Source organism: Microbacterium sp. ARD31 (assembly GCF_031844425.1).
Map to the genome: position 1 here is coordinate 1 of NZ_JAUZVE010000066.1, position 22,136 is coordinate 22,136.

Below are 22,136 nucleotides of genomic sequence, written 5' to 3' on the forward strand. Positions count from 1 at the left end.
CCACCGAGACGCGGGCCAGGCCCGGCGTGAGGGCGTGCTGGGTCTCCTCGTCGCCGGAGAGGGTCACCCGGACCGAGGTCGCGCCGGGGACCAGGCGCTCGGCCCAGGCGGTGCCGACCGCTGCGGTGACGACCTCGTCGCCGGCAGCCGCGGAGACGGTCGCGGTGGCCGCGCCGCGCACGATCACCCGCGTGGTGTCGTCGCCGCGCGCGACGAGCGCGAAGTGGTCGAGGGAGGAGAGGCCGCCCGCGAGCAGGGCGTCGAGCACCTCGTCGGCGGCTGCGCCCGAGTCGGCGAGGTCCCACAGTCCGGCGACGCGGTCGCGGTGCTCCGGGGGGAGCAGCACGGTCACCTGCTCGCCGACGACGGCGTACCAGTCACCGGCCGCGAACCTGGCGTCTGCGCTCACTGTCGTCCCCCAAGCTTCGATTCGAGACTCTCCAGCTGGCGCTGGGAGTCGTAACTGGCGTCCTTCACCAATCCCACCACATCGACGACGACCGCCGTCGCGTTGTCGCGGCCGCCGGCCGCCACTGCTGCCCGGACCAGCCGGTCGGCCGCGTCACGCGGGTCGGCCACCGACTCGAGGATCTCCTCGATCTCCTTGTCCTCGATCATCCCGGTGACGCCGTCGCTGCACAGCAGCAGGCGCTCGACCGAGCCGAGGGGCAGCAGGAAGAAGTCGGGGTGGATGCCCTCGGGGCTGCCGAGCGCACGGGTGATGACGTGGCGCTCGGGGTGGACCGCGGCCTCCTCGGCGGTGATCGCGCCGGCGTCGATGAGCTCCTGGACCACCGAGTGGTCGACGCTCACCTGCTCGAGGCGGCCGTCGGTGATCCGGTAGATGCGCGAGTCGCCGAGGTTGGCCAGCAGCCACTTCGTCACGCCGTCGTCGTCGACGAGCACCGCGACGACGGCGGTCGTGCCGGCGTGCCAGCCCGGGCTGATCGCGCGGTGCGCGTCGCCGTAGTCGATGATCCGCGCCTGCGCACGGCCGAACGCGTCGGCGACCTGCTCGGCGCCGCGCGCGGGGTCGTAGGACTCGGCGAGGCGCTGGAACTCCTCGACCACCATCTGGCTGGCGACGTCGCCGCCGGAGTGGCCGCCCATGCCGTCGGCGACGACGAAGACCGGAGGTGCCACGAGGTAGGAGTCCTCGTTGACCTTGCGCACCAGGCCGACGTCGCTCGCCGCGCCGTGGTGCAGGTCGACGTTCTTCATGCGCTGCCCTCTTCGATGCCCGCTGTCCAGAGGCCCGGCGGCGGTGCCGGTCCGGCGAGTAGCGTAAGAGGGATGTCCAGTTCAGGGCGGGCGACACCCGCGCGCACCCTCGCCGAGCAGCTCCGGGCCTGGCCCGACGAGCGCCTGGTGGCATTGCTGAGGGCCCGTCCCGATCTCGCCACGCCCGCCCCTCAGGATTCGTCGCAGCTGGCCTCCCGGGCCGCCACGCGTTCGTCTCTGCACCGCGCCCTCGACGGCCTGGACCGCCTCGAGCTTTCCGTCCTTGATGCCCTTCTGGTTGCAGGTCAAACCACCCCCGACGGGGTGATCTCGATCGTCCACGCCGACCCCGCGCGGACCGCGGCCGCCCTCCAGCGGCTGCTCGACCTGACCCTGGCCTGGGAGGCACCCGGCGGCATCCGCGCGCTCAGCGGCGTCGCCGACGCGATGCGCGGCATGCCGGGCGTGGTCAGCGGCCTGCGGCCCAGCAGCCCCGACCCCGCGGCCCCCGCTGAGATCACGGCTCGCCTCGCCGAGCTGAGCCCCGCGGCGGCCGCCCTGCTCCGCCACGTCGACGCCCACGGCGGCGAGGGCACGACCGGCTCGGCACGGCGCACGGTCTCCCCCGCCGACGCCAGGTCGCCGGCCGAGGAGCTGATCAGCCGACGGCTGCTGGTGCCCCGCGAGGGCGACTCGGTGGTCCTGCCGGGCGAGGTCGGTCTCGCGCTGCGCGGCGGTCGCACGACCACCGAGCCGGTCGACGACGTGCCGGCCCTGGCCACGTCGGCGCGCGACACCGCCCTGGTGGCCCGGACGGCGGCGGGTGCCGCCTTCGACGTCGTACGACGCGTGGAGCTGCTGCTGGACCACTGGGGGGTCGAGCCGCCGAGCGTGCTGCGCAGCGGCGGGCTCGCGGTGCGCGACCTCAAGGCGGTGGCCCGCGAGCTGCACGTCGACGAGCCGGGCGCCGCGCTGATCGTCGAGGTGGCGATGGCGGCCGGCCTCGTCGCCGAGGGCACCGAGCCCGACGGCTCCCCCGCCTGGCTGCCGACCGACGAGTTCGACGTCTGGTCGGGCCGCCCGATCGCGGAGCGGTGGGCGCGGCTGGTCGGCGGCTGGCTGGCCAGCAGCCGCGTGCCGTCGCTCATCGGCCGGCGCGACCCGGCCGGCAAGACGTGGAACGCCCTGGCCCCCGAGCTCTCGAGCGGGCTCGCCGAGGAGGCGCGGCGACTCGCCCTGGCCGTGCTCGCCGAGGTGCCCGAGGGCGAGGTGCTCGCGGCCGGGACCGGCATCCCATCGCTGGTGCAGCGGGTGGGCTGGCTGCGCCCGCGGCGCCCCACGATCTTCACCGACCTCGTCGCGGCCGCGCTGTCGGAGGCCGCGGTGCTGGGCGTCAGCGGGGCCGGCGGGCTGCCGCCCAGCGGTCGCCTGGTGGCCGCGGGCGACCTGCCCGGCGCCGCCGCCGCGATCGACCCCCACCTCCCGCACCCGGTCGAGAAGGTGCTGCTCCAGGCCGACCTGACCGCCGTCGCACCCGGCCCGCTCGAGACCGAGGTGGCACGCCGCCTGCACCTGCTCGCCGACGTCGAGTCGCGCGGCGGCGCCACGGTCTACCGCTTCACCTCGGGCTCGCTGCGCCGCGGCTTCGACGCCGGCTGGTCCGCGCTCGAGGTGCGCGACTTCCTCACCTCGGTCTCGCAGACCCCGGTCCCCCAGCCCCTCGAGTTCCTCGTCGACGACGTGGCCCGGACGTTCGGCTCGGTGCGCGTCGGCCACGCCGAGGCGTTCCTGCGCGCCGACGACGAGGCGGCGCTGGCCGCGCTGGTCCACGACCCGCGCGCGCGCACCCTCGGCCTGCGGCTGCTCGCCCCCACGGTCGCGATCGCCACCTCACCGCTCGACGTCCTCCTGCCGCGGCTGCGCGAGCTCGGCGCCGCGCCCGTGGTCGAGGCGGCCGACGGCACGGTCCGGGTGAGCCGACCCGACCTGCAGCGCGCCCGCGGCCGTCGCGGGCGCCGCCCCGCGGGTGCGGTCGAGGCCCGCCTGGCGGCGCAGGTGCAGGCGGTCGCGACGGCGATCCGTGCGGGCGACCGGGCCGAGTCCTCGCGCCCACCCACGACCGCCACCACCACGCCGTCCGGCGCACTGGCGGCGCTCCGCGAGGCCATCGAGGGCGGCACCACGGTGGTCATCGGCTACGTCGACAACCACGGCGCCACCGGCGAGCGCGTCGTCGAGCCGCGACGGCTCGACGGCGGGCGGCTGTCGGCGTACGACCACCGCGCGGACGACGTCCGGGAGTTCGCCGTGCACCGGATCACCGGGGTGCGCCAGGCCTGAGCGCCGCGGAGGGTCCCGTCGGTAAGGGGCATCTCCGTAGGATGGGTCTGTGGACTTCATCCGTTACGCCGAGCGGGCCGCCGCGCTCGTGAACGCCGAGCTGCCCGACGAGGACGCCGTGCGCGAGCACCTCGCGGACCGCTCGTGGCTGCACCGCTCGCTCGCGGCAGGCGACGTGACGTCGCTGCAGGCCTTCCAGGCCGAGCTCCGACCGGTCTTCGAGGCCTCCGACGTCGACGACGTACGGCTCGTGGTGAGCTCGCTCAACGACCTGCTCGCCCGGCACCCGGTGACGCCGATGATCTCCGACCACGACCCCGACAACCTCCACATGCACGTCACCAACCGCGCCTCGTCGGTGGCCGAGCTGCTCGTCGCCGAGGCGCTGATGGGCCTGGCCAACCTCGTGTGCGACCTCGGTGCGACGCGGCTGGGGATCTGCTCCGAGCCGCGGTGCGAGAACGTGTTCGTGGACACCTCGCCGAACCAGTCGCGGCGCTACTGCTCCGACCGCTGCTCCTCGCGCGCCAACGTGGCGGCCTTCCGGGCGCGGCAGAAGGCGGCGGCCCGGTGAACGACGGGCCGCTGATCGTCCAGTCCGACAAGACCCTCCTGCTCGAGGTCGACCACCCCTCCGCCCCCGAGGCCCGCAAGGCCATCGCGCCGTTCGCGGAGCTCGAGCGCTCCCCGGAGCACATCCACACCTACCGCCTCACGCCCCTCGGCCTCTGGAACGCCCGTGCTGCCGGGCACGACGCCGAGCAGGTCGTCGACGCGCTGCTCACCTGGAGCCGGTACGCCGTCCCGCACGCGCTGCTGGTCGACGTCGCCGAGACGATGGGCCGCTACGGCCGGCTCCGGCTCGAGAAGCACCCGGTCCACGGCCTGGTCCTCTCCTCGACCGACCGCCCGGTCCTCGAGGAGGTGCTGCGCGCGAAGAAGATCGCCGGCATGGTCGGCGCGCGGCTCGACGACGACACCGTCGCCGTGCACCCCAGCGAGCGCGGCAACCTCAAGCAGGCGCTGCTCAAGCTCGGCTGGCCGGCCGAGGACTTCGCGGGCTACGTCGACGGCGAGGCCCACGCGATCGACCTCGCCGAGGACGGCTGGACCCTGCGCCCCTACCAGCGCGAGGCCGCCGAGTCCTTCTGGGACGGCGGGTCCGGCGTGGTCGTGCTGCCGTGCGGGGCCGGCAAGACGATCGTCGGCGCCGCCTCGATGGCCCACGCTCGCGCGACGACGCTGATCCTCGTCACCAACACGGTGAGCGCGCGGCAGTGGAAGGACGAGCTCGTCGCCCGCACGTCGCTGACCCCTGACGAGATCGGCGAGTACTCCGGCGCGGTCAAGGAGATCCGGCCCGTCACCATCGCGACCTACCAGGTGCTGACGACGAAGCGGAAGGGCGTCTACCCGCACCTCGAGCTCCTCGACGCTCGCGACTGGGGCCTCATCGTGTACGACGAGGTGCACCTGCTGCCGGCACCGATCTTCCGGATGACCGCCGACCTCCAGGCCCGCCGCCGCCTCGGCCTGACCGCCACCCTGGTCCGCGAGGACGGTCGCGAGGGCGAGGTGTTCTCGCTCATCGGGCCCAAGCGCTACGACGCGCCGTGGAAGGACATCGAGGCCCAGGGCTACATCGCGCCCGCCGACTGCGTCGAGGTGCGGGTGACCCTGCCCGACGGCGAGCGACTGGCGTACGCCACCAGCGACCCCGACACCCGTTACCGGCTCGCGTCCTGCACGCACGCCAAGATCGACGTCGTGCGCGACCTGGTGAAGCAGCACGCCGGGCAGCCGACGCTGGTCATCGGGCAGTACATCGACCAGCTCGACGAGATCGGCGAGATGCTCGACGCCCCCGTCATCAAGGGCGAGACGACGGTCAAGGAGCGGCAGCGGCTCTTCAACGCCTTCCGCTCCGGCGAGGTCGGGCTGCTCGTGGTCAGCAAGGTCGCCAACTTCTCCATCGACCTGCCCTCGGCCGAGGTGGCCATCCAGGTCAGCGGCTCGTTCGGCTCGCGCCAGGAGGAGGCCCAGCGCCTCGGCCGGCTGCTGCGACCCAAGACCGAGGGACGCAGCGCGCACTTCTACACGATCGTCTCGCGCGACACCGTCGACGCCGACTTCGCGCAGAACCGCCAGCGCTTCCTCGCCGAGCAGGGCTACGCCTACCGCATCATCGACGCCGGCGACCTGCCCGCCGAGGCCTGAGCGGTCCGTGGCGCGCGAACCCGGGGGACCACGACCGGTCGTGTTCCTGCACGGTGCCGGGCGGGCCGGCGCAGAGGGCTGGCCGCTGCACGGGCCCGAGCCGCGACCGGAGTGGGTCTTCCTCGACAGGACGGCCGAGGGCGACGACCCGGAGCGTGACGCCGCGACGATCGTCGACACGCTGTCCCAGCGGGGCTGCGGCCACGTGGTGGCGTCGTCGTACGGCGCCTGCGCGGGCGTCCTCGCGGCCCAGCGGCGTCCGGACCTGGTGAGGTCCCTCGCGCTGTGCGAGCCGGCGTGCTTCGACCTCGCCCGCGGTCGCCCGGCGGTCGAGGAGCACATCGTCGCGATGGAGCCGGTCTACGCCGTGGCCGGCGACCCCTCGATCTCGGCGCGCGAGTTCTCCGATCTCTTCGCAGCGGCGATGGGGTCGGAGCCGCTGCAGCTCCCCGACGACGTGCTCGAGCGCGAGGTCGCCCGGCTGCGACGGCTGCGACCCCCGTGGGAGACGGGGATCGACCCCGACAGCGGACTCCCGGTGCGGACGCTCGTGGTCACCGGCGGCTGGAGCCCGCTGTACGACGGGACGGCCGAGGCGCTCGCCACGCTCGGGGCAGACACCGTCGAGCTGCCCGGGGCGGGTCACGGCGTCCACCGCGATCCCCGGATCCTGCCCCTGCTCGATGAGCTGTGGGGCACCTGACGGCTGACCGTGGTAGGTCCGGGTCACCCTGTGGCACGGATCTTCCACGATCGGGCAGAGCGTGACCGGGCTGTGGCTACGCTCGGCAGCGTGAGCATCCGCGACCGCATCGGCTCCGAGCTGTTTCGCAAGGTGGCCGGTCCGGACGGGCCGCGGCAGCGCCATCGCGTGCACGGCACCACGGGCCCGCGGTGGTTCGAGCCGGGCGCGCCGATCTGCCGGGTCCACGGCGACGCGTCGATGTTCGTCGGCGGGATCCGCGCGATCATGCTGCAGTCCTTGCACCCGGCGGCCATGCAGGGCGTGGCCGACCACTCCGGCTACCGCGGCGACATGTGGGGCCGACTGGCGCAGGTGTCGACCTACATCGCCATGACGACCTTCGGCACCGAGCGCGACGCGCTCCAGGTCATCCGCGCCGTCCAGCGCGCGCACGAGTCCGTGACGGGCACGATGCCCGACGGGACGCCCTACGCGGCGTCGGACCCTCACCTCCTCGGCTGGGTGCACGCCGCCGAGATCCACAGCTTCCTGCTCGCGCACGACCGGTTCGGCCACCGGCCCCTGGTCGGCGCCGAGCGCGACGAGTACGTCGCCCAGACCTCCGTCGCAGCCGGTCACCTGGGCGTCCTCGACCCGCCGCGGACGGAGCACGAGCTGCGCGCCACGCTGGCGGCGTACGCACCCGAGCTGCGCGGCACCGACGCCGCCCGCGACGCCATCCGCTTCCTCGTGTGGCACCCCGACCTGCCGATCGCGGCGCGGCCGGCCTACCTCGCGCTCGTCGGGGCCGCCGTGTCGCTGACCCCGGAGTCCGCGCGCCGCGAGCTCGGCCTTCCGCACCCGCCCGTCCTCGACGCCGCGCTCGACCGGACGGTCGGCCGGGCGCTCGGCAGGATGTCGACCGGCGCGATCCGCTGGGCGATGGCCTCCGGCCATGCCCAGGCCCGGGCGCTGCAGGACGCGCGGACGTGAGCCTGCAGACGGATCTGGCGGACCGCTGGCCGCTGCCCGACCACCATGACCTCCGCGACGAGCTCCTGTCCGCGTGGGACCGCGACGGCTACCACGACCTCACCCACCTGCATGAGGTGCTCGAGCGCCTCGAGGAGCTGGGCGTCGACCCGACGACCGTCGCGCTGGCCGCGTGGTTCCACGACGCGGTCTACGACGGCGCGGACGACGACGAGGAGCGGTCGGCACAGTGGGCCGAGCGCGCGCTCCCGGCGGCGTACGCCGACGAGGTGGCGCGGCTGGTGCGGATGACCGTCCACCACCGGCCCGCCGCCGACGACCCCACAGGCTGTGCGCTCAGCGACGCCGACCTCGCCATCCTGGCCGCCGACCCCGAGCGCTACGCGGACTACGTCGCCGGGGTGCGCGCCGACTTCGCCCACGTCGCCGACGCGGACTTCCGGGCCGGGCGGCTCGCGGTGCTGCGCGACCTCACGGCGAGGCCGTCGCTCTTCCACTCCGCCCGCGCTCGCGAGCTGTGGGAGGAGCGGGCGCGGGCCAACCTCGAGCGCGAGATCGCGGAGCTGTCCGGCGCCTGACCCGGGAACCGGTCAGCGGTCGGCGAGCTGGAGGTAGACGGTGAAGCGGTCGTGGCGGTAGCAGGTGCGGGAGACCTCGACGATGCGGCCGTCGGAGACCGCCCGGCGCGAGTGGCGCAGGACCGGGTCGCCCTCGGCGATCTCGAGGACGGCCGCCTCCTCCGCGCTGGCGCGGTCGGCGGCGATGGAGTCCTCGACCGCGGTGGGCCGCAGCCCGCGCGAGGCGAGGGCTTCGTAGAGGCTGGTGGGGGTGCCGTGCTGGAGGAAGCCCGGGAGCAGCACCTCGTTGAGGTAGGCGTCCTCGACGCACACGACCTCCTGGTCGGCACGGCGCAGCCGGCGCCAGTGCAGCACGGGGTCGCCGGGCGAGATGTCGAGGGCGCGGGCCACGCCGGGCCCGGCCTGCTCGACCCGGGCCAGCAGCGTCTGCGACTCGGGCAGCATGCCGCGGCGGCGGATCTCCTCGGTGAAGGAGGTGAGGCGTCCCGCCGTCTTGGGCGGCTGGGCGACGAAGGTGCCCCGGCCGGGGATCCGCTCGAGGAGACCCTCGGCGACCAGGGCGTCGAGCGCCTGGCGTACGGTCATCCGGGCCACGCCGAAGCGTGCGACGAGCTCGCGCTCGGACGGGGCGGCGGAGCCGGGCGGCTGTGCTTCGATGAGACCGCGGACGTGTTCGCGGACCTGGACGTGCTTCAGCGCCCGCTGACGCGGGACGACGAGGTCCACAGGTTCCATGGCAGACAGGCTAGGACTGGGCTGGACCGGCGTCACTGAATTGACGGAGCCTGTGGTCATCCCTTGACGAATTCTTAATGTTCGAACGGGTGTTCGACATCCGGTGTACCATGGGTCCCGTGGACTTCCAGACGTCCCTCTTCGCGGACCCCGACGTCGCCGCCACGGTGCTGGCTCCGGAGCGCCGCGAGCTCACCCACGGGGCCTGGGTGGACGTCCAGCGCAGCTGGCTGGCCGACCCCGACGAGGTGTTCGCCGCGCTCGTCGAGCGGGTCCCCTGGCGCGCCGAGCGCCGCGAGATGTACGACAGCGTGGTCGACGTCCCGCGCCTGCTGCACACCTACCTCGCCGGCGAGGCCCTGCCGCACCCCGCGCTCACGCAGGCGCGCGAGGAGCTCACCGCCCACTACCTCCCCGAGCTCGGCGAGCCGTTCGTCACGGCCGGGTGCTGCTACTACCGCGACGGTCGCGACTCCGTCGCCTGGCACGGTGACACCATCGGGCGCGGCCGGACCCAGGACACGATGGTCGCCATCGTCAGCGTCGGCGACCCGCGCCGGCTCCTGCTCCGCCCGCGTGGCGGCGGCACGTCGATCGCGCTGACGATGGGCCACGGCGACCTGGTCGTCATGGGCGGCTCGTGCCAGCGCACCTGGGAGCACGCCGTGCCCAAGGTGGCCCACTCGGGGCCGCGCCTGTCGGTGCAGTTCCGGCCGGCCCACGTGTTCTGAGACCGGCCCCGTCACCCTCGCCGGAGCAGCCGGCGCAACAGCACCACGCCGACGACCGCCGCGAGCGCCTGCTTCCAGTAGGACCGCGCCAGCACGGGGAGCACCGCGCTCCCCAGGTCGAGCGCCTCCGTCTGCTGCGGCGGAGGTGGTGGCGGGGGTGGCGGCGGAGGAGGTGGCGGCGGCGGTGGCGCCGCGGCGCCGTCCGGCCCGGGTGGCGGTGAGTCCGCCGCCAGGGGCGCGGGGGACGCATCGGCCGACTCACCGCCCAACGGCTCGTCGGGTGCGGCGAGCCGCTGCTCCAGGCAGGTCACGAACTGGCCGAGGAGCTTGTCGGAGACGTCCTGCATCACGCCGCGGCCGAACTGCGCCGGCTTGCCGGTGATGGCGAGGTCGGTCTCGACGGCGACGTCGGTGGAGCCGCCGGAGTCGGTCATCGACACCGTCACCTTCGCCCCCGCCGTACCGTTGCCGCGCTTGTCCTTGCCCTTGGCGTCCACGACGAAGCGGTGCGCCTCGTGGTCCTTCTCCACGAAGGTGCCGCTGCCGTTGTACTGCAGCGCGATCGGGCCCAGCTTGACCTTCACCGACCCCGCGAAGGAGTCGGCGTCGGCCTCGGTGACCTGGGCGCCGGGGAAGCACTCGGCCACGGAGGCGATGTCGTTGAAGTGCGCCCAGGTCTCCTCGACCCCGATCGGGACGGTGAAGGAGTGGCTCAGCTCCATCTACTCCCCCGCCCCCGCAGCCTCGAGGACCGCGCGACGCGTCAGGACGCGGGCGAGGTGCTGGCGGTAGTCCGCGGCGCCGTTGAGGTCCGAGGGCGGGTGCGTGCCCTCGGCGGCGAGGTCGGCTGCAGCGCGTACGCCGTCCTCCGTCGCGCTCGCGCCGGCGAGAGCCTGCTCCGTCGCGGTCGCCCGCAGCGGCGTCGAGCCCATGTTGGTGAGGCCGACCCTCGCCTCGTCGATCGAGCCCTTGACCGTGGCGGCCACGGCGACGATCGGCCACTGGTGGGCCACCCGCACGAACTTCTCGTAGTGGGCGCCCCAGCCGGTGTGCTTGGGGATCCGCACCTCGGTCAGGATCTCGTCGTCGCCGATCGCGGTCTCGAACAGGTCGACGAAGAAGTCCGCCGCCTCGACCGTCCGGGTGCCGCCCGCGCCAGCGATGACGAACTGCGCGCCGAGGGCGAGCGCCGGGGCGCCGAGGTCGCCCGCCGGGTCGGCGTGCGCGAGGGCACCGCCGAAGGTGCCGCGGTGCCGGATCTGCGAGTCGGCCACCTCGGCCGCGGCCTTGGAGATCAGCAGCGCGTGCTCCTTCACGAGGGCGTGGTCGCGCACGTCGTGGTGCGTGGTCATCGCGCCGATCACGATCGCGTCCCCGTCGTCGCGGATGCCGCGCAACGACGCGATGCCGCCGAGGTCGATGAGCACCTCGGGGGCGTTGAGCCGCATCCGCAGGACCGGCAGCAGGCTCTGCCCGCCGGCCATGATCTTCGCGTCGTCGCCGTGCTCGCCGAGCGCGGCGAGCGCCTCCTCGACCGACGTCGGGGCGAGGTAGTCGAACTGCACCGGGATCACTGGCCCGCTCCTTCGTCCTGGTTGAGGGCGCCTTCCTGGAAGTGGGGCATGGCATCCGCGGGCGTCGCCGCGTCGCCGTCGTCGGCATGGATGGCCCGCCACACGCGCTCCGGCGTGCAGGGCATCTGGATGTCGCTGACCCCCAGGTGGCGTACGGCGTCGACGACCGCGTTGACGACCGCCGGCGTCGAGGCGATGGTGCCGGCCTCGCCCACGCCCTTGGTGCCGAGCGTGTTGGTGGTGCAGATGCTCGGGTCGTCGGTGTGCACGACGTCGAAGGAGATCGTGTCGGCCGTCGTCGGCAGCAGGTAGTCGACGAACGAGCCGCTCACGAGCGTGCCGGACTCGTCGTGCACGGCCTCCTCCCAGAGCGCCTGCGCGATGCCCTGCACGAGGCCGCCGTGGACCTGGCCGGCGACGATCAACGGGTTGATGATCGTGCCGATGTCGTCGCAGCAGGTGTACTTGCGCATCTTCACCGCGCCGGTCTCGGTGTCGACCTCCATGGCGCACAGGTGCGTGCCGTGGGGGTAGTTGAAGTTCACCGGGTCGTAGGTGGCGTCGGCGTCGAGGTTGAGCTCCATCCCCTCGGGGTAGTCGTGCCCGGCGAACGTCGCCGTGGCGAGCTCCTGGATGGCGACGCCCTGGTCGGTGCCACGGACGCTGAACCTGCCACCGGCGTACTCGAGGTCGTCCTCGCTGGCCTCGAGCAGGTGCGCGGCGAGCACCTTGGCCTTGTCGACGACCTTGTCGACCGCCCGGACGAGCGCCTCGCCGCCGACGACGAGCGATCGCGAGCCGTAGGTGTCGAGGCCCTTCGGGGCGACCTGGGTGTCGCCGTGGAGCACCTCGACGTCCTCGAACGGCACGCCGAGCCGCTCGGCGACGATCTGGCTGAACGCCGTCTCGTGGCCCTGGCCGTGGGCGCTGGCTCCGGTGACCACCTCGACCTTGCCGAGCGGGGTCATCCGCACGCTCGCGTGCTCCCAGCCGCCGGCACCGTAGTCGAGGCTGCCGAGGACCCGGCTGGGGGCGAGGCCGCACATCTCGGTGAAGGTCGAGACGCCGATGCCGAGCTGGACCCGGTCGCCGCGCTCGCGGCGCTCCCTCTGCTCGGCGCGCAGGGCGTCGTAGCCGAAGGACTCCTTGGCCTTCGCGGTGGCGGCCTCGTAGTTGCCGGTGTCGTACTCGAGACCGGCGACGGTGGTGAAGGGGAACTCCTCGTGGGTGATCCAGTTGCGCTCGCGGATCTCGAGGGGGTCGACCCCGACCTCGGCGGCGAGCTCGTCCATCATCCGCTCGACGGCGTAGGTCGCCTCGGGCCGCCCGGCGCCGCGGTAGGCATCGGTCCAGGTGCTGTTGGTCAGGACGGTCTGGCACTCGAAGCGGTAGGCGGGGAACTTGTAGATGGCGTTGAACATGAAGGCGCCGAGCACCGGCACACCCCCACCCACGATGGCGACGTAGGCACCGAGGTCGGCGTCGAGGTGCACCTTGAAGCCGGTGACGTTGCCGTCCTTGTCGGCCGCCAGCGTGAGCGTCTGGACCTGGTCGCGGCCGTGGTGGGCCGACATCAGGCTCTCGCTGCGGGTCTCGGTGTACTTGACCGGCTTGCCGAGCCGCCGGGCCACGGCCCAGGCGATCCATTCCTCCGGCGTGGTCTGCAGCTTGCCACCGAACCCGCCGCCGACGTCGGGCGCGATGACCCGGATCTTCGACTCGGGGACGCCAGTGGTCGCGGCGAGCGCGAATCGCAGGATGTGCGGGATCTGCGTGGCCGACCACATGGTGATCTGCTCCCCGGTCGGGTCGACGACGACGCTGCGCGGCTCCATGAACGCCGGGATCAGGCGCTGCTGGCGGAACTCGCGCTCGATGAGGATGCCGTCGGAGCGGGCCTGCTCGATGGCCGCCTCGACGTCAGTGCCGGTGCCGGCCTCGGCGGAGTCGAAGACCCAGAGCGCGGACTTGTTGGTGCCGAGGTCGGGGTGCGCCAGGACGGTGTCCTCGAGCGCCTTCTTGATGCCGATGACGGCCGGCAGCTCGTCGTAGTCGACGTCGACCAGCTCGGCGGCGTCGCGCGCCTCGGCGGCGCTGCGGGCGACCACCACGGCGACGACCTCGCCGGCGAAGGCGACCCGCTCGGCGGGCATCGGTGAGTGGCCGGGCGTCTTCTGGTCGGGGGTGATCGGCCAGGCGTTGATGTTGACGCCGAGCTCCTCACCGAAGTCCTTGCCGGTCAGCACCGCGACCACGTTGGGCGACGCCTTCGCGGCCGCGGTGTCGATCGAGGCGATGGTGGCGTGGGCGAAGGGGCTGCGCACCATCGCGAGGTGGAGCATGCCCGGGAGGGTGATGTTGTCGGTCCAGCGCGTGCGGCCGGTGATCAGGCGCTGGTCCTCCTTGCGGCGGCGGTCCTTGCCGATCTCCTTGTTCGCCTCGTCGGCCGGGCGGTCCTGGGTGGCGGTCACTTCGCACCCCCCGCCGCGTGGAGCACGCTCTTGACGATGTTGTGGTAGCCGGTGCAGCGGCAGAGGTTGCCCTCCATGCCGAGGCGGACCTCCTCCTCGGTCGGGTCCGGGTTCTCCGCGAGCAGGTCGACGGCCTGCATGATCATGCCCGGCGTGCAGAAGCCGCACTGGAGGCCGTGGCACTCCCGGAAGGCCTCCTGGACCGGGTGCAGCTCACCCTCGGCGGTGTCGGCGAGGCCCTCGATCGTGGTCACCGTGCGGCCGTTGGCCTGCACGGCGAGGACGTTGCAGGACTTCACGCTCGTCCCGTCGAGGTGCACGGTGCACGCCCCGCAGTTCGAGGTGTCGCAGCCAATCACGGTGCCGGTCTTGCCGAGCTTCTCGCGGAGGTACTGCACCAGCAGCATCCGCGGCTCGACGTCGTCGGAGACCGCGGCCCCGTCGACGGTGAGTTCGATCTTCGTCATGTGGCGCCTCCGGGCGTGTGAGGTGGATCACTCTCGCCCGACGCTAGGCCGCGACGGTTGGTCGATGGTTGGACCGACCCCGCACGCCCGGAGGCTGGCTCGCAGCAGCGGTCAGTACTTCAGGATCATCCCCTTGGGCGGGTCGGAGAGGACGTTGGCGGAGACCAGGAGGTCGCCGTCGGCCCACTCGACCGCGGCCGGCATCGCCACCTCGGCGTACGTCCTGAGGTCGGTCGTGCCGTGCTTGATCCGCGAGACCTGCATGCCGAACAGCTGGGCGACGTAGACGTCACCGTTGTCGGCCACGGCGACACCGGTGGCCCCGGCGAGGCCGGTGGCGACGGTGCGCACCTTGCCGGTCTTCGCCTTGACCTTCACCACCATGCCGTTGGCACCCGTGCTGCCGTCCTCGGGTCCTCCGGGCAGCAGGCTGACGTAGAGCCAACCGCCCTTGCCGACCTCGACGTCGGTCGGCACCGGCTCGAAGTTGTAGGCGTGGCCGACGGTGCACGCCGGGAGCTTGTTGGCGGCCGCGGCCTCGGCGGTGACCGTCACCGGCACCGGCGGGAGCACGGCGACGGTCGAGACGTCGCCGTCGGCGTCGACGGCGAAGATCGCATTGGCCGCCGCGTCGGCGACGTACGTCGTCCCGCGGCGGACCACGGAGCCGTATGGGTGCGACTCCTTGATGCCCGTGTAGGCGCCGGGGACCTCCGGCGGCATCTGCGCGAGGCAGGCGGCGTCGAGGTCGGTGAACCCGTAGGCCTGCTCGGCGTCGGGGTTCTCGGTCTTCTCGTACTTCCACAGGTTGGCGAGCTTCTTCGGCGCACCGCCGGGACGCATCGTCCACAGCGCGGTCTTCTTGCCGGCGGTGGTGGCCAGGCGGACGACGCCGCCGGACTCCGACAGGGCGCCCACCTCGGTGCCCTTCGGCGCCTTGAAGACCACCTGCGGCTTGCGCCCCGGCTCGATCGCGGTGAGCAGGCCGGCGAAGTTCTGGGCGACGTAGAGCGTGCCGTCGCCGGCGGCGACCATGCTGAGCGGCGAGACGAGCTTCTTCGCCACCTTCGTCGGCTCCGGCGCCACCGCCGCTCCCGCCAGGGGGCTGGCGAGCAGGCTGCCTGCGAGGACGGCGACCGCACCGGCAGCCGTCCAGCGTCGTGTTGTGAGCATGCGTTCTCCCTCGTTGAGGCCGCGCGTCCCTCCGTGCGGCGCTCACGGAAGCATTCGCCTCGGTGTCGACGAGAGGAAGAGCCCTTGCCGATTTCCCCAACATTGGGTCCGGGTCAGCGCGCGGCGGCCAGCCGTCCCTTCAGCAACGGCGCCACCGGGTGGTGCACGGGCAGTGCGGCGAGGCACGCCTCCACGACCGCGGTGTCGTACGGGGCGAGGTCGCTGTAGCGCAGCACGGCGTCGGGATCGGGCTTGGCGAGCAGGGCCTCGCGCACGCTCACCGCGAGGTAGTCGCCCATCTGGACGAGCGCCGGCGACTCGGTGCCGGGCAGCAGGTCGCCGCCGTAGGCCTGCACCGCGGCGCGGACGTCACCGCGGCGGAGCAGCCGCTGGACCTCCTCCACGTCGGTCGCGACCGGCATGGTGAGCCGGTAGGGCCGCGAGGACAGCTGGCCGGCGAGCGCGGCCCGCAGGTGCGACACCTCGGCCTTGAGCGTCGAGGTGGTCACGGCGGCATCGCCGTAGAGCAGCGAGTGGAGGTGCTCGACGGACAACCCGGCTGGGTGCAGGGCCAGCAGCGCCAGGATCTCGGTCTGGCGACGGTTGAGCAGCAGCCGCTTGCCGTCGAGCCAGACCTCCGCCGTGCCGAGCAGGGTCAGCACGAGCCCCGGCTCGTCGGGGCCGTCGGCGCCGCCGACCACCCGGCGGCGGTCGGTCGGGAGGGCGCCCTCGATGAGCCGGGCCATGACCCGCGCGGTCGCCAGGCCGATCGGGTGCGTGCGGTCCCACGTCGTCGACAGGTCGATGACCCCGAGGGAGCGGCCCGTCACCGGGTCGAAGACCGGGGCGGCCCAGCACACCCAGTTGTGCACGACCTCGGCGTAGTGCTCGGCGCTGAACACCATCGACGGCGCAGCGGTCCGCCCGGCGATGGCCAGCGCGTTGGTGCCGACGCTGCGCTCGTCCCAGCGACCGCCCGGCACGAAGTTCACGGTCTCGGCCTTGCGGCGCATCACTCGGCCGCCGTAGGTCCACAGGATCCGGGTCTGCTCGTCGGTGACCGCGATGACCAGGTCGCCGTCCTCGGCGGTCCGGCGCAGCTCGTCCTGCACCCGCATCACCGCGGTCTGCAGCGGCGAGGCGTTCCAGAAGTCAGCCGTCGCGCCCTCGTCGTCGAGAGGGGCCTGGGTGACGGCGGGCGAGACCACGCCCGAGAGCTGCCAGCTGCTGAGGATCTCCGGGCGCACCGCCTCGGCCTGCTCGTCGCCGTCGGCGACGAAGCGGGTCCAGGCACGTACGGCGTCCACGCGGCGTGCGTGCAGGTCTTCGCTGGTCATGGCGGCTCCGGGTCCCGGGGATCGCCGCCAACCTAGCCCGGGTGTGACGCTCGCAACAGGGAAACCACGTCAAGGTTCGCCGCAGGCGGACTCAGCGACGTCGGACGAAGGTGCCCACGACGCCGGGGTGGTCGGTGACGAGGTCGGTGTAGGACCGGTAGGTCTTGATCCGGTAGGGCTCACCGCGCTCGGCCAGGACGTAGTCGATCCCCGAGCCGGGCCCACGGCCCTTGACGGCGTAGTTGGACTTCAGGCCCAGCGGCTTGATGATCCGGCCCTTCAGGAGGGCGTCGGTGGTGTCCCGGTCGGCGGTGACGTTGCAGTCGCACATGGCGACGAACTGGTGGTCCTCCGGAGCGTTCTGCCCCAGCGCCCGGATCCGGTGGGCCATCCGCCACATCGCCTGCACGCCGCCGCGGTTGGCGTAGTTGGGGCCGCCCGTGCGGCGGTTGTGGAGGTGGTTGGGCAGGTGGAAGCTCACCGCGCGGATCGTGTGGCCGGTCTTCCGGTGCCGCAGCACCGCGACCACGCCGTACTGGTCGTGGGCGATGCGGCCGCTCTGGCGCCGCCAGGTCGTGCCGGTCAGCAGGGCGGACCAGGTCTTCTGGAGCTTCCAGACGCGCTTGTCGAAGGCGATCGGGTTGTCATCGGTGCCGGTCGGGCCGCTCGGCATCAGGAGGGTCCACGACTTCGGCAGGGCCGCGCGCAGCGCGGGCCGGCTGAAGAGCCGCTCCTGGAACCCGATGACCGAGGGCCGCCCCTCGAGCACCCGCCCGATGTCGTGGCGCATGCCCGCGACCCGCATGCCCTTCTTCAGGTTGAGCGTCGCGACGCTGAAGCGCGCACCCGAGGCGTACGCCGCCGCCGGCTTGCTGGACCGGTCGCCCGCCTGGGCCGGGGTGGTCGACCACGTCAGCCCCGCGACCAGCAGGAGCGCGGCGATGACGGAGACGAGGGGACGGACGAGGACACGGGGCGGCACGGCGAGCGAAAACATCCCGAAGACCATAGGCGAGACCCGCCCGAGCGCCCAATTCGAGGGCGTGGTAGGAGATCCGCGGAGGTCAGTCGTCGTGGTGGATGCGGCCCTCGGTGGTCGCCAGCCGCTCCCCCGACCCGCCCCACTGCCGCGCCACGATCTCGGCCGCGATGGAGATCGCGGTCTCCTCCGGCGTCCGCGCGCCGAGGTCGAGCCCGATCGGCGAGGACAGCAGCGCGATCTCCGCCTCGGACAGGCCGGCCTCGACGAGACGGTCCAGGCGCTCGTCGTGGGTGCGTCGCGATCCCATCGCCCCGATGTAGGCAGGACGTACGTCGTCGGGCAGGCGCAGTGCGACCTCGAGCAGGGGTACGTCGAACTTGGGGTCGTGGGTCAGCACGGTCAGCACGGTGCGGCGGTCGATCCGCCCGGCGTCCAGCTCGGCCCGGAGGTAGCGGTGGGGCCAGTCCACGACCACCTCGTCGGCGCCGGGGAACCGCGACGTGGTGGCGAACACCGGACGGGCGTCGCACACCGTGACGTGGTAGCCGAGGAACGAGCCCACCTTGGCCACGGCCGCCGCGAAGTCGATCGCCCCGAAGACCAGCATCCGCGGCTTGGGCGCGAAGCCCCACACGAACACCCGCATCCCCTCGCCGCGACGCTCGCCATCGGGACCGTAGGTGAGCGTGGCGTTGGAGCCGGCGGCGAGCAGGCCGAGCACGTCGTCGTGGACCGCCGCATCAGCACGCTCGGACCCCAGGCTGCCCTCCGCGGGGACGTCCGGGCGCACGACCATCCGCCGGCCCAGCCGGGCCGGGTCGGGGTGCTCGATCACCGTCGCCAGCGCGACCGGCCGGCCGGCCTCCACGTCGGCGGCGATGTCGCCGAGCTCGGGGAACGTGTCCCGCGAGACCCGTTCCACGAACACGTCGAGGATCCCGCCGCACGTCAGCCCGACCGCGAACGCGTCGTCGTCGGAGACGCCGTACCGCTCGAGGACGGGCTCGCCGGAGGCGACCACCGACTGGGCGAGGTCGTAGACCGCGCCCTCGACGCACCCGCCGGACACGGACCCGACCGCGGTCTCGTCGGGCCCGACGAGCATCGAGGCGCCGGCCGGCCGGGGCGCGGAGCGGAACGTGGCCACCACGGTGCCCACGCCGACGGTCTCGCCGGCCTCCCACCACGCCATCAGCTCGGGCAGCACGTCACGCACGTGCGATCACCTCCGTCAGGTCGGCGAACGTCGCCAGCGAGTGGCCGGCGAGGAAGTCGTCACAGTGGGGCAGCGCCGCCACCACGCCGCCCTGGAGCGGCTCGTAGCCCGCCTTGCCGCGGTGCGGGTTCACCCAGATGACGCGGTGCGCGACCCGCCGCAGGCGGGCCATCTGCTCACCCAGCAGGCCGGCGTCACCGCGCTCCCAGCCGTCGCTGAACACCACGACGACGGCGCCGCGCGCCATCCCCCGCTGTCCCCAGCGGTCGAGGAACACCCGCAGCGTCTCCCCCAGCCGCGTGCCGCCCGACCAGTCGGGCACGACCTCGCCCGCGGCGACGATCGCCCGGTCGGCGTCGGGCGAGCGCAGCGCGCGGGTGACGTGGGTGAGCCGGGTGCCGACGGTGAAGGTCTCGACGCTCGCACCGGTGGCGCGCCCACACTGGGTCAGGCGGTGGGCCAGGCGCAGGAGGGCGTCGGCGTACGCGCTCATCGACCCGCTCACGTCGACCAGGAGCACCACCCGCCGGGGGCGCACGCCCCGGCGACGCCACGCGATCTCGGCGGGCTCGCCCAGCTGGCGCAGGGACGCGCGCAGGGTGCGCGAGGCGTCGAGCCGTCCGCGGTGCCACCTCCGGTGCCGTGCCGTACGACGACCCGGCGGGCGCAGCGACAGCCGCGCGAACATCGCGTCCAGGCGTCGCTTCTCCGCGGCGTCCAGGGTGGCCACGTCGCGGTGGCGGAGCACCTCCGTCGCCGAGGCCGCGGCACGCACCACGTCCTCCTCGCCGTCGCCCTCGCCACCGGCGCCCTCGGCGTCGGGCAGCAGGTGTGCCGTGGCCGGGCGCGGGGTCGCCCGCGGCCGGGCCCGCGGCAGGCCGTCGCGGGGGTCGAACCACGCCGCGAACACCTGGTCGTAGCGGGCCAGGTCGTCGGGCGAGCCGCACAGGGTCGCGCGGCCGGCCCAGTAGGTCGCCTGCCGGTCGTCGAGGCCGACCGTCGCGACCGCGGTCAGGAAGCCGTGTGCGCGGTCCTGGGTGACCGGCACCCCTGCGGCCCGCAGCGCCCGCGTGAAGGCGAGCAGCACCTCGTCGGCGGACCGATCGCCGCTCCTCGTCGCGGGGTGGTTCATCGCGACATCATCCGGTCGAGCGCGGCCCGCACCCGGTCGGCGTCCTCGCGGTACTTCAGCAGCGCGCCGAGGGTCGCCGCGGCGGAGGCGAGGTCGAGCTCGGTGGTGCCGAGATAGGTCAGCGCCCGCGCCCAGTCGAGCGTCTCGGCCACCCCGGGCGGCTTGAGCAGGTCGTCGCGGCTGCGCAGCTGCTGGACCAGCCCGACCACCTGCCGGGCCAGGGCCTCGCTGACCTCCGGCGCCCGCGAGCGGACGATCTCGACCTCGCGCTCGAGGCCCGGGTGGTCGATCCAGTGGTAGAGACAGCGGCGCTTGAGGGCGTCGTGGAGCTCGCGGGTGCGGTTGGAGGTCAGCACCACGAGCGGCGGCTCGGGTGCGGTGACGGTGCCGAACTCCGGGATGGTCACCTGCCACGTCGAGAGCACCTCGAGCAGGAACGCCTCGAACTCGTCGTCGGCACGGTCGACCTCGTCCACGAGCAGCACGGCCGGCGCCTGGCGCAGCGCCGCGAGCACCGGCCGCGAGAGCAGGAAGCGCTCGTCGTAGAGGCTCTTCTCGGCCTCGTCGGAGTCGACGTCCCCGGCCGCCTCGAGGGCACGCAGGTGGAGGATCTGGCGCGGGAAGTCCCAGTCGTAGAGCGCCTGGCTGGCGTCGATGCCCTCGTAGCACTGCAGCCGCACGAGCGGCAGCCCGAGGCTCTGGGCGAGGGCCTCGGCGAGCGCGGTCTTGCCGGTGCCCGGCTCGCCCTCGAGCAGCAGCGGCCGCTGCATGCGCGCGGCGAGGAACACGACCGTGGCGAGCTCGTCGTCGGCGAGGTATCCGGTCGCGCCCAGCCGGGCGGCCACGTCAGCGGCGGAGTCCATGCCCCAGAGGCTACGACCCACCACGTTGGCCGGACGTTGGGTCACCTTGCGTCGACGTCGGCGCCGGTGGCGAGGTCGCCGCACTCGACCAGCGCGACCTCGTTGGCGGCGAGGTAGTCACGCGCACCGCGGTCGCCGACAGCGGTCGCGACGACCCCGTCCCAGTGGTCGCGTCCGAGCAGCACCGGGTGCCCCGGGACGCCGTCGTACGCCGCCCGGGCGAGGACGTCGCTCCCGGAGCCGTGGCCCAGCAGCCGGGCGACCACGGCCGCGTCGACGTCGGGCAGGTCGACGAGCGAGACGAGCGCCGCGTCGTGGCCGGTGGGTCCTAGCGCCTCCAGCCCGGCGCGCAGCGAGGCACCCATCCCGTCGGCCCAGTCCTCGGCACGCACGCGCACGACCGACATCGGCAGCAGCGCTGCCGCCTGCTCGGCCTCGGCGCCCAGGACCACCACGATCTCCGCGCACGGGCGCAGCGCCTGCACGGACCGCAGCAGCCAGGAGGTGCCGTCGTCGTCCCGGGCGAGCGCCTTCGGGCCGCCGAACCGCTCACCGGCACCGGCAGCGAGGAGGAGCCCGACCGTCATGGCCCCAGCCTCTCAGGCCCGGGTGGCCACCGTGAGCAGCACGACCGCGTCGGTGCGTGCGACGAGGTCGTGGCGCTGCGGCGGGATGACGCCGTGCTCCCCCGCCCGCAGGTCGTGGGCCTCGTCGCCGGCGTGCAGCGTCACCTCGCCCTCGAGCACCTGCAAGGTGGCCTCGCCGGGCGACTCGTGCTCGCCGAGCCGGGTGCCGGCGGTCATCGCGATGAGGGTCTGTCGCAGGTCGTGCTCGCGACCGCCGTGGACGGTGACGGCCGACCGGCCGGCGCTGGCCGCGCGGGCGACCTCGAGCTGCGCGGCGGCGAGGGCGGTCAGGGACGTGGTCTGCATGGGTCCTCCCGGGCCTCAGTCGACGGCGATGGTGCGGCCGGGGTGGGCCCGCTCCCAGGCCGCGATGGCGAGGTCCCACTCGGGTCCGTTGAACTCGACGAGGGTGACGGGGAAGATCCCGTCCTCCTCCTTGGAGATGTGCACCTTCAGCTCGTCCACCTCCTCGCGCAGCCGCACCCGGTCGTCGGCGCGGGTCAGGTCGAGGCGAGCCAGGAGCGCGTCGAGCTCGCGGTGCTCCGCGATCAGCGGGTCGATGTGCTGGCGGTAGAGCTCGTCGCCGCGCATCAGGGCGAACACGCCCTCCTCCTCGCCCTGCCAGTGCGAGAGCAGCTCGGCCCGCATCTCGGCGACGGTGGCCTGGGCGTCGTCGAGCGCGCCCCGGCCGGCCTCCTCCAAGGCCCGGTTGCCGAGGTCGAGGACGAGCTCGTGCTCGGCAATGTAGTCGCGGATCAGCGGGATCTGCCGACAGCCGCAGTAGTGGCACACGGC

At 73.5% G+C, this 22,136-nt stretch carries 22 protein-coding genes and 1 pseudogene; 7 read left to right on the forward strand and 16 right to left on the reverse strand.

Going from position 1 to position 22,136, the window contains the following annotated elements:
- Both Q9S36_RS46810 and Q9S36_RS46815 read right to left on the reverse strand, forming a co-directional pair.
- Nucleotides 1-409 (reverse strand): annotated as a pseudogene (locus Q9S36_RS46810) (hypothetical protein); the annotation flags it as partial.
- Nucleotides 406-1,221 (reverse strand): protein phosphatase 2C domain-containing protein, encoded by an 816-nt coding sequence (locus Q9S36_RS46815; RefSeq protein WP_311291582.1) that lies wholly within the window; start codon nucleotides 1,219-1,221, stop codon nucleotides 406-408. The pseudogene Q9S36_RS46810 and the gene Q9S36_RS46815, both read right to left, overlap by 4 nt.
- 72 nt (nucleotides 1,222-1,293) lie before the next feature.
- On the opposite strand from Q9S36_RS46815, the gene Q9S36_RS46820 reads away from it, so the two are divergent.
- The 6 genes from Q9S36_RS46820 to Q9S36_RS46845 all read left to right on the forward strand — a co-directional run bounded on the left by Q9S36_RS46820 (nucleotide 1,294) and on the right by Q9S36_RS46845 (nucleotide 8,034).
- On the forward strand, nucleotides 1,294-3,561 hold the full coding sequence (locus Q9S36_RS46820) for a helicase C-terminal domain-containing protein (RefSeq protein ID WP_311291583.1): 2,268 nt from the start codon (nucleotides 1,294-1,296) through the stop codon (nucleotides 3,559-3,561).
- Nucleotides 3,562-3,610: 49 nt separating this feature from the next.
- A complete protein-coding gene (locus Q9S36_RS46825; protein WP_311291584.1) occupies nucleotides 3,611-4,135 on the forward strand; it encodes a CGNR zinc finger domain-containing protein in 525 nt (174 codons plus the stop codon).
- Nucleotides 4,132-5,778, forward strand: coding sequence for a DNA repair helicase XPB (locus tag Q9S36_RS46830; RefSeq protein ID WP_311291585.1), 1,647 nt, complete (start codon nucleotides 4,132-4,134; stop codon nucleotides 5,776-5,778). Before Q9S36_RS46825 ends, Q9S36_RS46830 begins: the two co-directional genes overlap by 4 nt.
- A 40-nt stretch (nucleotides 5,779-5,818) precedes the next feature.
- Nucleotides 5,819-6,481, forward strand: coding sequence for an alpha/beta hydrolase (locus Q9S36_RS46835; RefSeq protein ID WP_311291586.1), 663 nt, complete (start codon nucleotides 5,819-5,821; stop codon nucleotides 6,479-6,481).
- Between the two features lie 90 nt (nucleotides 6,482-6,571).
- Nucleotides 6,572-7,456, forward strand: a complete 885-nt coding sequence (locus Q9S36_RS46840) for an oxygenase MpaB family protein (protein WP_311291587.1) — start codon at nucleotides 6,572-6,574, stop codon at nucleotides 7,454-7,456.
- Complete coding sequence (locus tag Q9S36_RS46845) at nucleotides 7,453-8,034, forward strand: hypothetical protein (protein ID WP_311291588.1); 582 nt, start codon at nucleotides 7,453-7,455, stop codon at nucleotides 8,032-8,034. The genes Q9S36_RS46840 and Q9S36_RS46845 overlap by 4 nt, the downstream gene beginning before the upstream one ends.
- A 12-nt stretch (nucleotides 8,035-8,046) precedes the next feature.
- Here the strand turns inward: Q9S36_RS46845 and Q9S36_RS46850 are convergent, their stop codons facing one another.
- Nucleotides 8,047-8,769: a GntR family transcriptional regulator gene (locus tag Q9S36_RS46850; protein ID WP_311291589.1), complete on the reverse strand. Its 723-nt coding sequence runs from the start codon at nucleotides 8,767-8,769 to the stop codon at nucleotides 8,047-8,049.
- Between the two features lie 119 nt (nucleotides 8,770-8,888).
- On the opposite strand from Q9S36_RS46850, the gene Q9S36_RS46855 reads away from it, so the two are divergent.
- The gene (locus tag Q9S36_RS46855; protein WP_396653978.1) at nucleotides 8,889-9,500 is read left to right on the forward strand and encodes an alpha-ketoglutarate-dependent dioxygenase AlkB; all 612 of its coding nucleotides are present in this window, start codon (nucleotides 8,889-8,891) and stop codon (nucleotides 9,498-9,500) included.
- An 11-nt stretch (nucleotides 9,501-9,511) separates the two neighbouring features.
- On the opposite strand, the gene Q9S36_RS46860 is transcribed toward Q9S36_RS46855, so the two are convergent.
- The 13 genes from Q9S36_RS46860 to Q9S36_RS46920 form a co-directional block, all read right to left on the reverse strand.
- Entirely contained in the window at nucleotides 9,512-10,222 is a 711-nt protein-coding gene (locus Q9S36_RS46860; protein ID WP_311291590.1) for an SRPBCC family protein, read from the reverse strand.
- Nucleotides 10,223-11,074, reverse strand: a complete 852-nt coding sequence (locus tag Q9S36_RS46865; protein ID WP_311291591.1) for a xanthine dehydrogenase family protein subunit M — start codon at nucleotides 11,072-11,074, stop codon at nucleotides 10,223-10,225.
- Nucleotides 11,071-13,545 carry a xanthine dehydrogenase family protein molybdopterin-binding subunit gene (locus Q9S36_RS46870; protein WP_311291592.1) on the reverse strand — a complete coding sequence of 825 codons (2,475 nt, stop codon included), beginning with the start codon at nucleotides 13,543-13,545 and terminating at the stop codon, nucleotides 11,071-11,073. Before Q9S36_RS46870 ends, Q9S36_RS46865 begins: the two co-directional genes overlap by 4 nt.
- The gene (locus tag Q9S36_RS46875) at nucleotides 13,542-14,012 is read right to left on the reverse strand and encodes a 2Fe-2S iron-sulfur cluster-binding protein (protein WP_311291593.1); all 471 of its coding nucleotides are present in this window, start codon (nucleotides 14,010-14,012) and stop codon (nucleotides 13,542-13,544) included. Before Q9S36_RS46875 ends, Q9S36_RS46870 begins: the two co-directional genes overlap by 4 nt.
- Nucleotides 14,013-14,123: 111 nt before the next feature.
- Nucleotides 14,124-15,185 carry a ScyD/ScyE family protein gene (locus tag Q9S36_RS46880; RefSeq protein ID WP_311291594.1) on the reverse strand — a complete coding sequence of 354 codons (1,062 nt, stop codon included), beginning with the start codon at nucleotides 15,183-15,185 and terminating at the stop codon, nucleotides 14,124-14,126.
- Between the two features lie 113 nt (nucleotides 15,186-15,298).
- On the reverse strand, nucleotides 15,299-16,522 hold the full coding sequence (locus Q9S36_RS46885; RefSeq protein ID WP_311291595.1) for a transcriptional regulator: 1,224 nt from the start codon (nucleotides 16,520-16,522) through the stop codon (nucleotides 15,299-15,301).
- Between the two features lie 91 nt (nucleotides 16,523-16,613).
- Nucleotides 16,614-17,519: a hypothetical protein gene (locus tag Q9S36_RS46890; RefSeq protein ID WP_311291596.1), complete on the reverse strand. Its 906-nt coding sequence runs from the start codon at nucleotides 17,517-17,519 to the stop codon at nucleotides 16,614-16,616.
- A gap of 67 nt (nucleotides 17,520-17,586) precedes the next feature.
- Nucleotides 17,587-18,720: an XdhC/CoxI family protein gene (locus tag Q9S36_RS46895; RefSeq protein WP_311291597.1), complete on the reverse strand. Its 1,134-nt coding sequence runs from the start codon at nucleotides 18,718-18,720 to the stop codon at nucleotides 17,587-17,589.
- Entirely contained in the window at nucleotides 18,713-19,852 is a 1,140-nt protein-coding gene (locus tag Q9S36_RS46900) for a VWA domain-containing protein (protein ID WP_311291598.1), read from the reverse strand. Before Q9S36_RS46900 ends, Q9S36_RS46895 begins: the two co-directional genes overlap by 8 nt.
- Complete coding sequence (locus Q9S36_RS46905; protein WP_311291599.1) at nucleotides 19,849-20,715, reverse strand: MoxR family ATPase; 867 nt, start codon at nucleotides 20,713-20,715, stop codon at nucleotides 19,849-19,851. Before Q9S36_RS46905 ends, Q9S36_RS46900 begins: the two co-directional genes overlap by 4 nt.
- Nucleotides 20,716-20,756: 41 nt before the next feature.
- Nucleotides 20,757-21,302, reverse strand: coding sequence for a nucleotidyltransferase family protein (locus Q9S36_RS46910; RefSeq protein WP_311291600.1), 546 nt, complete (start codon nucleotides 21,300-21,302; stop codon nucleotides 20,757-20,759).
- 12 nt (nucleotides 21,303-21,314) lie between these two features.
- Nucleotides 21,315-21,647 carry a cupin domain-containing protein gene (locus Q9S36_RS46915; protein ID WP_311291601.1) on the reverse strand — a complete coding sequence of 111 codons (333 nt, stop codon included), beginning with the start codon at nucleotides 21,645-21,647 and terminating at the stop codon, nucleotides 21,315-21,317.
- A 15-nt stretch (nucleotides 21,648-21,662) separates the two neighbouring features.
- Nucleotides 21,663-22,133 carry a hemerythrin domain-containing protein gene (locus Q9S36_RS46920; RefSeq protein ID WP_311291603.1) on the reverse strand — a complete coding sequence of 157 codons (471 nt, stop codon included), beginning with the start codon at nucleotides 22,131-22,133 and terminating at the stop codon, nucleotides 21,663-21,665.
- Between the last annotated feature and the right edge of the window lie 3 nt (nucleotides 22,134-22,136).

What these genes read in the sequence shown, in the direction of transcription:
- Q9S36_RS46910 (WP_311291600.1), bottom strand. Translation starts at nt 21,302, where the DNA reads ATGACGGTCGGGCTCCTCCTCGCTGCCGGTGCCGGTGAGCGGTTCGGC.
- Q9S36_RS46900 (WP_311291598.1), bottom strand. Translation starts at nt 19,852, where the DNA reads ATGAACCACCCCGCGACGAGGAGCGGCGATCGGTCCGCCGACGAGGTG.
- Q9S36_RS46820 (WP_311291583.1), top strand. Translation starts at nt 1,294, where the DNA reads ATGTCCAGTTCAGGGCGGGCGACACCCGCGCGCACCCTCGCCGAGCAG.
- Q9S36_RS46905 (WP_311291599.1), bottom strand. Translation starts at nt 20,715, where the DNA reads ATGGACTCCGCCGCTGACGTGGCCGCCCGGCTGGGCGCGACCGGATAC.
- Q9S36_RS46915 (WP_311291601.1), bottom strand. Translation starts at nt 21,647, where the DNA reads ATGCAGACCACGTCCCTGACCGCCCTCGCCGCCGCGCAGCTCGAGGTC.
- Q9S36_RS46880 (WP_311291594.1), bottom strand. Translation starts at nt 15,185, where the DNA reads ATGCTCACAACACGACGCTGGACGGCTGCCGGTGCGGTCGCCGTCCTC.
- Q9S36_RS46875 (WP_311291593.1), bottom strand. Translation starts at nt 14,012, where the DNA reads ATGACGAAGATCGAACTCACCGTCGACGGGGCCGCGGTCTCCGACGAC.
- Q9S36_RS46850 (WP_311291589.1), bottom strand. Translation starts at nt 8,769, where the DNA reads ATGGAACCTGTGGACCTCGTCGTCCCGCGTCAGCGGGCGCTGAAGCAC.
- Q9S36_RS46890 (WP_311291596.1), bottom strand. Translation starts at nt 17,519, where the DNA reads ATGTTTTCGCTCGCCGTGCCGCCCCGTGTCCTCGTCCGTCCCCTCGTC.
- Q9S36_RS46860 (WP_311291590.1), bottom strand. Translation starts at nt 10,222, where the DNA reads ATGGAGCTGAGCCACTCCTTCACCGTCCCGATCGGGGTCGAGGAGACC.
- Q9S36_RS46815 (WP_311291582.1), bottom strand. Translation starts at nt 1,221, where the DNA reads ATGAAGAACGTCGACCTGCACCACGGCGCGGCGAGCGACGTCGGCCTG.
- Q9S36_RS46885 (WP_311291595.1), bottom strand. Translation starts at nt 16,522, where the DNA reads ATGACCAGCGAAGACCTGCACGCACGCCGCGTGGACGCCGTACGTGCC.